This window comes from Rhizobium sp. UFLA01-1127 (assembly GCF_059803845.1).
The window spans coordinates 1-13,068 of record NZ_JAUQTZ010000052.1; the positions used below are offsets into that span (position 1 = coordinate 1).

Annotated in this window: 13 protein-coding genes; 2 read left to right on the forward strand and 11 right to left on the reverse strand. The window is 57.9% G+C overall.

Annotated features, from left to right (window positions below; genetic code table 11):
• The 6 genes from Q4Q11_RS15125 to Q4Q11_RS15150 all read right to left on the reverse strand — a co-directional run.
• Positions 1–614: ABC transporter substrate-binding protein (locus Q4Q11_RS15125; RefSeq protein ID WP_498569997.1), on the reverse strand; the 614-nt coding region annotated here is incomplete at its 3' end.
• 59 nt (positions 615–673) lie between these two features.
• Positions 674–2,269: a GMC family oxidoreductase gene (locus tag Q4Q11_RS15130; RefSeq protein WP_498569998.1), complete on the reverse strand. Its 1,596-nt coding sequence runs from the start codon at positions 2,267–2,269 to the stop codon at positions 674–676.
• A gap of 3 nt (positions 2,270–2,272) precedes the next feature.
• Complete coding sequence (locus tag Q4Q11_RS15135) at positions 2,273–3,679, reverse strand: aldehyde dehydrogenase family protein (protein WP_112512289.1); 1,407 nt, start codon at positions 3,677–3,679, stop codon at positions 2,273–2,275.
• A 103-nt stretch (positions 3,680–3,782) separates the two neighbouring features.
• Positions 3,783–4,769, reverse strand: a complete 987-nt coding sequence (locus tag Q4Q11_RS15140) for a helix-turn-helix domain-containing protein (protein WP_498569999.1) — start codon at positions 4,767–4,769, stop codon at positions 3,783–3,785.
• A 98-nt stretch (positions 4,770–4,867) separates the two neighbouring features.
• Entirely contained in the window at positions 4,868–5,389 is a 522-nt protein-coding gene (gene hpaR, locus Q4Q11_RS15145; RefSeq protein WP_498570000.1) for a homoprotocatechuate degradation operon regulator HpaR, read from the reverse strand.
• 164 nt (positions 5,390–5,553) lie between these two features.
• Positions 5,554–6,468: a LysR family transcriptional regulator gene (locus Q4Q11_RS15150; RefSeq protein WP_498570001.1), complete on the reverse strand. Its 915-nt coding sequence runs from the start codon at positions 6,466–6,468 to the stop codon at positions 5,554–5,556.
• A gap of 101 nt (positions 6,469–6,569) precedes the next feature.
• On the opposite strand from Q4Q11_RS15150, the gene Q4Q11_RS15155 reads away from it, so the two are divergent.
• Both Q4Q11_RS15155 and Q4Q11_RS15160 read left to right on the forward strand, forming a co-directional pair.
• Positions 6,570–7,208, forward strand: a complete 639-nt coding sequence (locus tag Q4Q11_RS15155; RefSeq protein ID WP_498570002.1) for a DsbA family protein — start codon at positions 6,570–6,572, stop codon at positions 7,206–7,208.
• Between the two features lie 25 nt (positions 7,209–7,233).
• The gene (locus Q4Q11_RS15160; protein WP_498570003.1) at positions 7,234–8,130 is read left to right on the forward strand and encodes an MBL fold metallo-hydrolase; all 897 of its coding nucleotides are present in this window, start codon (positions 7,234–7,236) and stop codon (positions 8,128–8,130) included.
• Positions 8,131–8,769: 639 nt separating this feature from the next.
• Here the strand turns inward: Q4Q11_RS15160 and Q4Q11_RS15165 are convergent.
• The 5 genes from Q4Q11_RS15165 to Q4Q11_RS15185 form a co-directional block, all read right to left on the reverse strand.
• Entirely contained in the window at positions 8,770–9,180 is a 411-nt protein-coding gene (locus Q4Q11_RS15165) for a VOC family protein (RefSeq protein WP_498570004.1), read from the reverse strand.
• A 151-nt stretch (positions 9,181–9,331) separates the two neighbouring features.
• Positions 9,332–9,934, reverse strand: coding sequence for a Crp/Fnr family transcriptional regulator (locus Q4Q11_RS15170; RefSeq protein ID WP_112512283.1), 603 nt, complete (start codon positions 9,932–9,934; stop codon positions 9,332–9,334).
• 489 nt (positions 9,935–10,423) lie between these two features.
• Positions 10,424–10,918 carry a histidine kinase gene (locus Q4Q11_RS15175; RefSeq protein ID WP_112512282.1) on the reverse strand — a complete coding sequence of 165 codons (495 nt, stop codon included), beginning with the start codon at positions 10,916–10,918 and terminating at the stop codon, positions 10,424–10,426.
• 417 nt (positions 10,919–11,335) lie between these two features.
• Positions 11,336–11,737 carry a response regulator gene (locus Q4Q11_RS15180; RefSeq protein ID WP_112512295.1) on the reverse strand — a complete coding sequence of 134 codons (402 nt, stop codon included), beginning with the start codon at positions 11,735–11,737 and terminating at the stop codon, positions 11,336–11,338.
• A gap of 19 nt (positions 11,738–11,756) precedes the next feature.
• Positions 11,757–12,986 carry a sensor histidine kinase gene (locus tag Q4Q11_RS15185; RefSeq protein ID WP_112512281.1) on the reverse strand — a complete coding sequence of 410 codons (1,230 nt, stop codon included), beginning with the start codon at positions 12,984–12,986 and terminating at the stop codon, positions 11,757–11,759.
• Positions 12,987–13,068: the final 82 nt, after the last annotated feature.

The window sequence follows — 13,068 nt, forward strand, 5'->3', positions numbered from 1 at the left end:
GCCTTCAGGCCTTTTTCCTTTGCGAGCTGGGTAACGCCCTCGCAGGACCAGGTTCCGACATTCGGAATATTCGGCCCTATGCACACGACCGACTTTGCATTCAGGTGATCAAGCGCATATCCCATGGCGCCCAGCATGGAGACGCGAGGTCCGGCGTTGGTCGGCGCGTAGTTTGCCGCGAAGAAGCATTCGCGAGGAACACCAACGCCGGCGATCACGACGATGCCGGACTTCTTATAAAAATCCGCATTGGCGCCGCATTCGACAAAGCTCGAGTTGCCGACCATTAGCACGGCCTTTTCGTCGTTGACGAGTTTTGCGGCGAGCTGCGCTGCAATTTCCGGGTTCCACTGGTCGTCCTCGACCAGATATTTGATCGGCCGGCCCTTGATGCCGCCATTGGCATTCAGGCAGTCGAAATAGGCCTTCGCCGACTTGGTGGAATTCGAAAAGTCGTCCGGCCCGGTCTTGCCGGTGATGGCACCGATGATGATCGGCTCACCGATTGCCGGCTTGCCGCTATTGTCGCCGCAGGATGCGGCGGCGTGTGCGCTGAACGCCGAAATCAGCGTCAGGAAAAGGCCGATTGCCGGCCCTCTTAGATTGATAGGCATTATTTCCTCCAGTTTGTTGTCCCGCTCCCCACGGGATCTGTGTTTCGAAGATCGCCGGCTCAGCCGGAAATCGTCTTTCCTGTCATGAAGGCGGCAGCCCTTGCCGCAATCATCATCGTCGGGGCGTTGGTGTTGCCCGACACCAAGGTCGGCATGACAGAGGCATCGCAGACACGCAGCCCCTCGATACCGTGCACCTTCAGATCCGGCCCGACGACGGCCGTGCGATCGTCCGCCCGGCCCATTCGGGCAGTCCCCGCAGGGTGGAAAACGGTTTTTGCCGATTGGCGGATATAGTCGCGCAAGGCCTCGGGATCCTTTTCGATGCCCCGCTTCGGCAGCACACGGCGCTTGAGCAACTTGGCGAGGGCCGGCGCATCGAGGATGCGGATCGCCGTTTCGACCCCACGCACCAGGGTCTCGACATCGGCCGGATCGGAAAGCAGGTTGGCATTGAAATCCGTCTGCTCGGTCGGATTGGCGCTTTTCAGCCGTATCCATCCGCGCGAGCGCGGTCTCAGATAGCATGGCCCGATGCTGAGGCCGTGACCGGGCTCCGGGTCCCGGTCGACGAAGCCGATCAGGACCGGCAGGACATGGAACTGGACATCCGGCTGTCCCGTGCCGGCGGTATCGACAAAACCACCGCACTCGACGACGTTGGAAGACAAGAGCCCGCGATGTGACGTCAGATAGCGCAGCATATGGCCGGCGGCCCGCAGACCCTTGTCATGGCCAAGGATCGAAATCGGCTCGCGCGTCTCGCCCTGGACAGGCACTTCCAGATGATCCTGATAGTTGGCGCCGACACCCGGCAGATCAGCGACGACCTTGATGCCGAGGGGAGAAAGATGTGCACCATCGCCAATGCCGGACAGCTGCAGGATCTTCGGTGTCGCAATGGCGCCAGCAGCCAGCGCGATCTCGCGGGATGCCTTGAAAACCGCCCCGTCGAGCAGCTCGACACCGACAGCCTTCTGCCCTTCAAACAGGATACGGGCGACTTTGCGCTCCGTCACCACATTCAGATTCGGCCGCTTCTCCGCCTCACGCAGGAAGGCCTGGGCCGAACTCCAGCGGCGGCCGCCATAGGTCGTACTCTGATAGAAGCCGACGCCGGACTGGTCCGCGCCGTTGAAATCGCTGTTATGCGAAATACCGATTTCGGTTGCGGCCTTGACGAAGGCCTCGCTCAGCGGATGACGATGGCGCGGGTCCGAAACGCGCAGACCGCCTTTTTTGCCGTGGTAGTGGCCGTTCAGCCGTTCATTGTTTTCCAGCGAGCGGAAGACCGGCAGCACATCCTCGTAGGACCACCCCTGACAGCCCATTTGCGACCAGGTATCGTAGTCGTTGCGGTGGCCGCGAATATAGATCATCGCATTCACGGAGCTGCCGCCACCCAAAACATTGCCTTGCGGCACGATGCTCGGCCGGCCATTCAAACCCTTGTCGGGGTTCGAGGCGTAGGGATGAATATCGATGCCCTTGCCCAAAACCTTGAAGAAAGTTGCGGGTACATGGATCCAGGGGTCGGAATCCCGGCGCCCCGACTCGATCAGCAGCACCTTGTGCGCCGGATTTTCTGAAAGCCGGTTTGCCAGCACACAGCCTGAGGAGCCGCCACCGACAATGATATAGTCATAGGTCGTCATGGCTCAGCTCAATACCGTCTGGATCGTGGTGAATTCCTTCAGACCTTCCACGCCGAACTCTACGCCGACGCCGGACTGCTTCACGCCGCCGAAAGGCGCATTGGGCTGGATCGTGCCGTGCTTGTTGATCCAGACCGAGCCGCATTCGAGCTGCATCGCATAGCGTTTTGCCTTTTCCCCATCGGAGGACCAGACGGAGCCGCCGAGGCCAGCAGGATTTTGATTGGCGCGGGCGACCACCTCGTCGATGTCGCTATAGCGGATGATCGGCAGGGCCGGACCGAATTGCTCCTCGTCCACCAGCCGCACGCCATGATCGACGTCGGCGACAAGCGTGATCGGATAGAAATAACCCGGGCGATCCATGGGCGCGCCGCCGATCAGAATGCGACCACCATGGGCACGCGCATCGTCGACGAGTTCGCATACCTTGTTGAACTGCATTTCGTTCTGTATCGGACCGAGAATACTTGCCTCATCCAGGCCGTCGCCGACGACGATCCTCGAAGAATAATCCACAAGGCCGCGGCAGACCTCTTCATAGATGCTATCGTGCACATAGAGACGCTTCAGCGCCGCGCAGGTCTGGCCGTTGTTGATGAAGGCACCCCAGAAGAGCCCTTCGACGATGGCTTTCGGATTGGCATCGGGCAGGACGATGCCGGCATCGTTACCGCCAAGCTCCAGCGTCAGCCGCTTCAAGGTGGCGACCGCGGAGGCCATGACCTTCTTGCCGGTCTCTGTCGAGCCGGTGAAAGTCATCTTGGCGATACCGGGATGAGCGGAGAGCGCCGCGCCGATGCTGTTTTCGCCGGTAACGACGTTGACGACGCCGGGCGGCAAAACCTCGTTCATGATCTCGACGAGGCGGATCGTCGACAGCGGCGTCAAAGGCGAAGGCTTGATGACGACTGTGTTGCCGGCTCGGATTGCTGGAACGATATGCCAGCAGGCGATCATCACAGGCCAGTTCCAGGGTGTGATCGAGCCGACGACGCCGATCGGCTTGCGATGAAGCTCTACGCGACCTTCATTGTCGTCCTGCAGGACCTCCACAGGCAGGTCGAGTTCGGCCGTATGGCGGGTCCAGGCAAGAGCCGCGCCGATTTCGAAGCGCGAGCCGAGGCCATTGAGCGGCTTGCCCTGTTCGCGGGTGAGGATCTGAGCAAGCTCCTCGGTATGCTCGGCGATCGTTTCGGCGACGGCTCGGCATGCCATGGCGCGATCTTCGCTCGAAACCTGCGACCATGTCCTGAAGGCCTCGGTGGCCGCGGCAACCGCTCGGTCCAGATCCGCTTCGCCGCCAAGCGGCATATAGCCGACCACGTCGCCGTTCGACGGGTTTTTAACCGGTGCATGATGGGACGTGGCAACAGGCTCGCCACCAATAAGCAGGGTGTACTGCTTCACGACATTTTCCTCCCGTAACTTTCGAGAGGACTATGATCCCAGCCGCAAAATCCGTCTTGGGGAGAAACGCGCCTCGTCTTGGACTGAAACGCACGCTCGCTATTCAGTCCAACCTGTATGCCGGTTCCGGCGCGCGAAGCAACTCGCTTGGCGCACAATCGAACAGCTCCTTGAAGCTGCGATTGAAATAGGAAATATCGTTAAACCCGGCCGAATAGGCGACTTCGGCTATCGTTATCGGATTGCGCTGCTCCTTGAGCTGCTCGATCTTTTCCCGGGCGAACCGCAGTCGCTTGTCGCGGATGACGGTGGTACAGGTCATGCCCATGCCCTGGAAATCCTGCTGCAGGGTGCGGATCGACACTCCCAGCCGCGTCGCTAGCCATTTGGCGCTGAGACCGCTGTCGGTCAGATGCCTGTCGATGAGAATATCGACCATCTGCATCCGTCGGCTGGCGCTATCATGCAGCGAATTCAAGCTTGCCGCCTGAGCACCGGTCGAAAGGAACGCCTGACGGGTCGTGTCGAACATCAGCTGGCGCAAATGCGGGGAAGCCGCATCGCTTTCCGGCGTCGTCATCATCTTGGCGATCAACGCACGCAGCATCACAGCCATCGGATCGTTCGCCAGGAGCTTGCGGGCCACGTCAAAATCGACCTTGCTGTTCGAATACATCAGCTGCCTAGGCAAATGCAGCGACAGATGGTTGGAGAAGTGGCCGCGAAAATAGAAGGTCGTTGGCCGCGTGGAATCGACAAGAATACATTCGCCGACGTCGAGGATATTCTGCTGGCCGGAATGCTCGACCCCGCACACGCCTTCCAATTGCAGGATCAGGAACAGGTGCTCGTTGGCATCGCGGCGAATGTCATCCCAATCGCGGTGAACATAGTCGAGATCGTTGGAAACATGGGCAAATTCCATGCCGCAGACGTCGATGCGGCTTGCCGTGCCGACGACGCTGTCCCCGCGCTGCATCACATGCGGGTTGAAGTTGCCGCAAATGCTTTGAAGATCGTCAACCCACTGGTCGTAAGGTGTCGGCGACCAAGTCCGGTCAACCAGACTGCGGTTCTGCAACAGGTCCAACTCCGCCTCCCAACAGTGTCAGCACTGCGGAAGACTGCTACAGATCCTTTGGCGCGTCAATCAAATAGTTAACATATTAATAAATTGGAAGACGGCTTTCAATCTTCGCTGACCGATCCGTTCTCCAATTTCAGCGACGCCAGTTCATCCAGCATATCGAGAAGCTTCTCCACCCGCTCGGCACCGAAACGGGCATCGATATCGGCATAGACCTTCAAGCTTTCCGGCATAATGTCTTCGACGATCGCCTGCCCCGCCGGCGTAATCTGCAGCAGCACCCTGCGGCCATCGGCATCGTCCTTATGCTTGGTGATGAAGCCGCGCTCCTCGAGCGAGCGGATCATGCGCGTCAGGCTGGGCGCAAGAATGGATGCCTTATCTGCCACTTCGGTTGCATCGAGCTTGCCTGCCTCGTAAAGGACGCGAATGACACGCCATTGCTGCTCGGTCACATCATGGGCAGCCAGGATCGGCCGGAAGTGGCTCATGACCGCCTCGCGGGCGCGCAGGAGCCCTATAGCCAGAGAACGGCGACGGTCACGATGCGGCTGGTCAGGCGTTGCGGACGATGTATCCGGCTCTGGCGGTTCCCTGAAATTATCGTGAATTTGCTTTTTCATCCTGCGTGCCTGGTTAGAATCGGATCGCCAGCTGATTAACATGAGAATAATGCCGTGCAAGGCAATGCGGGGAATCTCATTGCCGACGATTTCCGATAAATGCCGGTGTCATACTCTCATTTGCACTGAAGCGACATTCTCAAAGATATCCATGACCGCCAAGCCTATTTCACGGCGGCAGCCCTTTGCCGTTCAGCGACCTGCAGCATTTCGATAAACCGCCTCACCTTGGCCGGACGAAAACGGGCTATCGGCAGCACGGCATGGATCCCGCCGGCAGGTAGCGTCCACTCGGGCACGAGCCTTTGCAGGCGCCCGGCCGCAATGTCGTCCGCGACCATGTAATCCGGAAAGACGGAAATGCCCATTCCGGCTTTGACACAGGCATAGGCCGACGGTGTCTTGTCCGTCCGTACCGCAGAGCGCATCTCGATGATCTCGGATCGACGGCCCTCTTTCGAAAACACCCAGCGCAAAGGCTGACGCAGGATTGCATTTTCGATCCAGGGCAGCGCCGGCAGGTCCCACGGTTCCATGGCTTTGGGAAAGCTTGCCGCCAGCCTTGGTGTCGCTACCAGATACTGCTGGAATGTACCCAGCCGTCGGGCCTTGTTGCTCATGTCGGTCAGCCAACCGACCCTGATCGACAGATCCAGTTGGCCATTGGCGAGATCGATGACGCTGTCATCGAATATGAGATCGACGTGCATTTGCGGGAAGCGCTCACGATAGGCTGCGACCACGGACGCTACGACTGCGGCGCCATAGTCCAATGGTGCGGTCAGCGTCAGCGTGCCGGCGGGTTCATTGGCGTGCAGGGACATTTCTCCATAGGCGGCTTCCGCTTCGCGCAGGATGATCAGGCAGCGGTCGTAGAACACCCGGCCCTCTTCCGTCGCATGCAGCCGCCGCGTCGTCCGCATCAGCAACGAAACGCCGAGCTCCTCCTCCAGACGCGCCACTTGATGGCTGACCACAGCCTTGGCAACGCCAAGCCGCTCGCCGGCGGCGGTGAAGGACCCGGTCTCCATGACGGAGGTGAAGAAAACAAGCCTGTTGAGATTGAGGAGCTCGCTCATGCCATTGTCTGATCAATTCATACAGTCTGTATGATTGGCCGATATTTTTCGATGCGGCAAGAGCTGAGATGATCAGGTCCTACGAACCAGGGACCCGATCCATGCAGGACTTGTCAGCCACCTATCTCTTCGACCCCTTATGTGGCTGGTGCTACGGTGCAAGCCCGATGCTCGACCGTCTGCGGCTAGCGGGCATCGATGTCCGCCTCTTGCCCACGGGCCTGTTTTCAGGAGCCGGCGCACGCGAGATGGACGCCGCATTCGCGGCCTATGCCTGGTCGAACGATCAGCGGATCGAACGCCTGAGCGGTCAGCCGTTTTCCGAGGACTATCGCTCGAAGGTCTTGAACAAGACGGGCTCGCTGTTCGACTCGGGCGCCGCCACGCTCGCCATCACGGCGGCAGGCCTTGCGGACCACCGCAAGCGCTTCGATGCGCTGCGCCTTATCCAGCATGCGCGCTATGTGACAGGGCTGGACATCACCGGCATGGATGTTCTCTCCAATCTGCTCGCTTCCGCAGGGCTTAGCGAAGCCGCCCGCATCTTGAGCGAGGGGGCGGGCGATCTGCTCGAGGCCAATCGGCAACTCGTGACGGAAGGACAGGATCTGTTCCATCGACACGGAGCGAATGGCGTTCCGGCCCTGGTGATCGAAAGAAACGGACATCAGCGCCTTCTCGACGCAAGCGCTCTCTTCGGCAGCTATGACAATCTCATGGCGCATCTGAAAGCCGCATGATCCCACAAACGACAAAGGAACCAGCATGTTTACCAGACGCGATGTAGTGAAATTTTTCTTGGCCGCGGGTGCTGTCTCGATCATGCCCCTTGCTGCGTCCCAGGCGGCAAGTTCGAAGCTTCAATGGCAATACTTCCAGGCGCCCGAGGCAGGATTCCGCCGCACGCCGGTCCTGCTCACCGGCAAGAAGGACGCGATCCTCATCGACGGCGGCTTTACCCTTTCGGACGGCCGCGCGGTCGCCGACGCCATCAGATCGACGGGCAAACGTCTGACCACCATCTATGTGAGCTGTAACGACCCCGACTATTACTTCAGTCTGCGGCCGATCGTCTCCACCTTCCCCGATGCCAAGGTCATCGCCAAGCCTGTCACGGTTGCGGCCATCCATGCCAACGTCGAAGGCAAGCTTGCCGCCTGGGGACCGCAACTGAAGGAAAATGGTCCGCAGAAGCTGGCTGATGTCGTCATTCCGGTGGCGTCGGACCTGAAGGCACTCGAACTTGACGGCGAGAAGATCGAGATCGTCGAAGTTCCGGATATGCACGATCGCCGCTATCTTTGGGTTCCCTCGCTCAAGGCGGTGTTCGGGGGCGTGCTGGTTTCCTCCGGTATTCACATCTGGGTCGCCGACGAGGCCACGCCGGAGAAGCGGCAGGCCTGGATCAAGGCCCTCGACAAGCTGGCGGCTCGCAAGCCGAAGATCGTCATCCCCGCCCACCAGACCGAAGGCGCGCCGCAGGGTCTCGACGCCGTCAAATTCACCCGCGACTATCTTGTCGCCTTCCATGAAGAGGAAGTGAAAGCAAAGGACAGCGCGGCCTTGATCGCCGCAATGACCAAGCGCTATCCCAATCTCGCCGACGTCGGTTCCCTTGAATTGGGTGCCAAGGTCGCAAAGGGTGAGATGAAGTGGGGATAAGTTGAATGAGTTTCGTTTGAGGTTCAGCGCATTGTCGAGGTCGTACAATCCGATCATCAGCATCATGGGGTCGGACGGAGAAGACAGGAAGCCGACGGCCTCAGTAAAGGCTCTTGCGTCATCTGAAATCGCATGAAGCAGCAAACCTTCGATGCCAAGTCCTTCAGCGGCATCAGGCTTGATACCGCATACTCACCATTAGGCTTGCGCCCGGGCTTTTGCTCGTGCGCGAGGTCGGCATCGACCGGGCGTGCGCATCAAGTTCGGCGCCGGGATTGACGACCTGACCGACAGTGGTAAGCGCCGATGCGGTTACAATGCCCTCGATCAGGCGTGCAATTGTGATCGACTGGCGGCGCCTATACTCGCCTTGACAAATTTACTGTAGCAGAAACCGATCGTATTCAACGTCTTGAATATAATCAGCGCGCCGATCAGCAACTTCCTGATCGAGAGGCCTTTGACGGATGTCATCCTCACGGTGAACGTTCCCTGCCCGCATCCGGCATGATGGTAGCGCAGATCTGGGTCAAAGCGTAAGCCGTCCACGGTCCGATCCATCACCGGCTCATGAAATCGTGTGCATCTGGACCGGCCCGTGGCTGCTATAATTTGAACGCGGTTGCGACGCGACCAGTCTCAGCCACCGGCTGACATCGCATTCGGATCCATCCATACCGCTTCCCAGACATGGCCGTCCGGATCGGCGAGGTTGCGATCGTATAGGAAGCCGAGGTCCTGCTTCGGATTGATGTCAGCTTGCCCGCCATGCAGGGCGGCAGCATCATTCATCCGGTCGACCGCCTCGCGGCTCTCGCAGGAGAGGGCCAGCATCACTTCGCTCGACGTTGCCGGCGGAATCGGTCGGCTGGTGAAACCACGCCACTTGTCATGGGTGAGCAGCATGACGTTGATCGTCTCGCTCACCACCATACAGGCCGAGGTATCGTCGCTGAACTGTGCGTTATTGGTGAATCCCAAGGCCTCATAGAATGCCTTGGACCGAGCCAGGTCGGTGACCGGCAGGTTCACAAAAATCATCTTGGTCATCATAGGTTTCCTTTGTTCGCGGCAGGATACGGCCTGATCCGAGGTCGATATCCGCTGTTTGGTGTCCCGCCGTAACCTCACTGCGGTTGCTTGCCCGGCAGACATGCGGCAATCCGGCCGCGAAAGAATTGATGTTTGGTAAGAAATCGCGTCAGCGCCTGTCGGGTCTTGTAATCGCGATCGTTTTCCGAAGCCGGCTGAGGCTTTCCGGGGTGATGCCCAACCAGGCGGCGATGTGATGCTGCTTCAAACGCTTATGCAGTTCCGGCTCCCTGCGGATGAAATCGATGTAACGCTTAATCGCGTCGTCATGCCGAAAGGCAATTTCGCCCGGTTCCTTTTCAATGATCCAATGACGCTCCATATAACTGATGTAAAAGGCTGCAATGTCGGGAAAGTCGCTGACGAGCGACTTGAAAGCCGCAAAGTCATATTCGAGGGCGGTGCTGTTCTCTATGGCCGTAATCGTGAACAGGCTGGGCTCGCCGAGCAGGGTCGCGCTGACCGAAGCGGCAATGCGGTTCTCAGGAAAGAAGCTTTTAATGATCATGTCGCCGCCGCGGCCGACATAGTGCTGGCAGAGCAGACCTTCGACGACGAAGGCATAGGTCGTCGGTACGTCGCCCGCCCGAACGAAGGGCTCGTCCTTACGATACTGTCTCGGCCGCAGGAGCGACGACCAGGCGAGCTCGGCCTTTTCTGACAGATGGGGGGTGTAGGTCCGGATTTTGGTGAAGAATGCTTCTGTGTTCATCAGCTCAGTCCGCACGTCCGCAATGGTGTTCACTTGCCTCGTCTCACTGGCGGGGCAAAAGAACGATTCGCGTAGCATTCTTAGATGCGGCGAGACAATCGTTCCACCACGGAGAGAGCGACGACATTCCGGTCAGTGCGCTGCCGGCCGCATGAGGCAGGCGACCCCACCACCGCGGCAGCAGCGGCATGGGCCTAAACGGCGAGGCCCGTCTTTGATGCAGCATGAAAGTCAACCGGGATCCCGGCTGGCCTTTTGTATCCGCCGCGGCTGATCAGGCATGGAAATGAGCCTGCGCGAAGTCGAAGATTGATGCTCGAACGCGACGTTTTCGCGATGACTCGCAGTTGGTTCGAAATAGTGAAGCATTTTATAGGTTTGTCTCCACCCGGCCGCGTCGCAGCCGGGTGGAAAGATGTCAAAGCAGAGTGGAATTCAACATCCCACGGGCAGCGGTGATAAGTTAATTCACCATTGCCGGAGACTAAGTCACTTAACCGGCTTGATCGAGGCGACGATTGCCTTAACTTCGGCGTCGTGCTTGTCCTCGTCCCCCTTGTTTCCCCAGTACGTCACAACGAGAGCGTTGTCAGCGCTTACCTGTACGATGAGCAAGCCGATGCTGACCGGACCGTCTTCATCCTTGCCATCCCATTCCAAGGTGGCCATCTGCAAGCCGTTGACCTCGGTAGTGGGCGTTTCCTTTTGAGTTGAGGGGTCGATCGTTATCTTGTTTTTTGCGAGAAAATCGATTGCACCGGTAACAACTTTCTCCATGGATTTGCCGCTGGCGACCTCGGCCGAAAGATAGACCGCAGAATCCTCCGAGGTTCCCTGGACGCCGTTGTCGGTTTCCTCCGGCTTCCAGCTATCCGGAATGGTGATACTTGCGACGGGCTTGTCACCAGGAAATGTCAAGGTTGCAGCGTGCGCCGCGAGCGGAGACGTTAATGCAAGCAAAGCCAATGCGATGATTTTCTTCATGATAAAATCCTTAGAGCTTAAAGCCGGACGGCATGAAGCTTCTAAATAAAACATATTAAGATCTTGATCACTTGACGAACAAAGGAGCAAGATGAAAGGAAATAAGCCCAACGGAAATATACTGCCGTTACTGGCACGTTTGGCCAGACCTCAATCTCAAGTCGCAGGCCGTAGCTTCATATTCAATAATTGGGCAAGGATAGTGAGGTCGCGGATGTTAGTTACATACTAATCCATCGCGACCCCATTTCGCGATAACCCACTGTTGGTGGGACATAGAAAAGAACGTCATAGGTCTGTCCGCCCTGAGGGGTCAATGTCGGACGGAAGCGATCAGCGCGATCTCGACATCAGCCAGCGGCGCGCAGACGCGATCAAGGAAATCCTTGCCGTTGTCCCCAACTCGCTTTTGTTCGATCAGAATGCTCTGTGGTTTCGGATGTCGCTTTCGATACGCGCCACGCAGCCTTCTATTTTTGCCAGCAAAATTTCAAAATCGATGGGTTTGGTCAAATAATCGGCAGCTCCCGCCCGGAGCCCCATGACGACGTTCTGCTTATCGGTCATCGCAGTCAGGAATATGAACGGCACATTGGCAAGCTCAGGATAATTGATCTGAATCTCCGCAAGCAATTGATGCCCATCCATTTCCGGCATGGTGATATCGCAAATGACGATGTCCGGCCATTTGGAAATCAGAAGTTCCAAACCTTCGCGGCCGTTTGAAGCCTCCAATGTCGTGAAACCTGCCTCGATCAGTTCCTCAACGATTAGGCCTCTAATTTCCGCTTCGTCATCGATACACAAAATTGTAGTCACTAGCTTGTCCTCTTGGCGATCATGCAGCGTTCGTACGATCATCCGGCGAAGCCGGAGAAAGTTTTTGTGCTATTGGAAGTGCGACGATGAGGGAGGTGCCCTTTCCCTTCTCGCTCTCGATTTCGATCGATCCACCATGGAGTTCGACGATTTGCTTTACCAGGTACAGACCCAGGCCTGTACCTGGAATTCCCGTGGACGTTCGCGCGCGGAAATACCGCTGAAAGATCTTTGGCAGGTCTTCGGCGTCGATGCCCACCCCATGGTCCCGCACGACGACTTTCACCATGTTACCTTCTTGCCGACCGGCAATGTGGATATCGGGATGACCAGGCGCGTATTTGATGGCGTTGGACACTAGGTTGGAAAATACCTGCTCCAGAGCGAATTTGTCGGCATCGATATAGTCGGGCAAATCGCCAAGATCGACCGTGATGCGATGCGACTTACTGATGTCCGACTGACGACGACAGCAGGATTCGATGATGGCCCCAAGTGCACAGCGGTCATAACGAATTTGAATCGCTCCGTTATCCATCCGGCTGGCGGCAAGGATGCTTTCCATCAAATCGACAATTCTGACCACCGACGATCGTATTTGATCTGCTTTATCTCGGACAAACTTGGACGCGATATCTCCCTTCGCTCGCAATAAGCGTTGCGCGGCCGCATCGATGATAGCCAAAGGCGTGCGAAACTCGTGAGATGCAAGCGCGACGAACTGGCGTTGGAGTTCGTTGATGTTGCGCTCCTGCTGCAGGAGACGCTCCAGTTCGCGCGCCTGCTCCTCGACCTCCTTGGTTCTCAAAGCGACCGTCACTTCAAGCGTCTCCTTGTGCCGCACCAAGATCTCGGCGTTGCGAACGCTTTCCGAGATGTCTTCATGTGTCGCCACGTATCGGCCGTCGGCCATGGAGCTATGCGTGATGCGGATCACTCGCCCATCCTGGAGGGCGATATCCTGGCTTGCTCTTCCGCCCCGTTTCTCCGCCAATCCAATCACATCGAAATATGTCGCAGTGTGAAGGGGACCGTTGCCCAGTTGCGAGCGATAGTCCAGTATGGTTTGGAGCGGCGTGCCGCCGACGGTCAAGTCCTCGCGCAAGCCATACATATTCGCGTAAGCGACGTTGCACAAAATCAGCCGGCTATCGGCTGAAAACATGCAAAGACCATGCGGCATGTTGTCGAGCGCAATATCGAGCAGACCATCTGCCTGGCCAATAGTCCATTGCTGTACATCCATCATGACCCAACCTTCCCATCTCCTCAGCTGAAAATAGATTTATAATGCTAATTTTGCGTTGCAGACCGCCCGCCTTCACACGCGC

Bases quoted from the DNA above. Each gene is read 5' to 3' on its own strand.
- hpaR (WP_498570000.1), bottom strand. From the start codon at position 5,389: ATGAAAAAGCAAATTCACGATAATTTCAGGGAACCGCCAGAGCCGGAT.
- Q4Q11_RS15150 (WP_498570001.1), bottom strand. From the start codon at position 6,468: ATGAGCGAGCTCCTCAATCTCAACAGGCTTGTTTTCTTCACCTCCGTC.
- Q4Q11_RS15185 (WP_112512281.1), bottom strand. From the start codon at position 12,986: ATGATGGATGTACAGCAATGGACTATTGGCCAGGCAGATGGTCTGCTC.
- Q4Q11_RS15175 (WP_112512282.1), bottom strand. From the start codon at position 10,918: ATGAAGAAAATCATCGCATTGGCTTTGCTTGCATTAACGTCTCCGCTC.
- Q4Q11_RS15160 (WP_498570003.1), top strand. From the start codon at position 7,234: ATGTTTACCAGACGCGATGTAGTGAAATTTTTCTTGGCCGCGGGTGCT.
- Q4Q11_RS15155 (WP_498570002.1), top strand. From the start codon at position 6,570: ATGCAGGACTTGTCAGCCACCTATCTCTTCGACCCCTTATGTGGCTGG.
- Q4Q11_RS15170 (WP_112512283.1), bottom strand. From the start codon at position 9,934: ATGAACACAGAAGCATTCTTCACCAAAATCCGGACCTACACCCCCCAT.
- Q4Q11_RS15130 (WP_498569998.1), bottom strand. From the start codon at position 2,269: ATGACGACCTATGACTATATCATTGTCGGTGGCGGCTCCTCAGGCTGT.
- Q4Q11_RS15165 (WP_498570004.1), bottom strand. From the start codon at position 9,180: ATGACCAAGATGATTTTTGTGAACCTGCCGGTCACCGACCTGGCTCGG.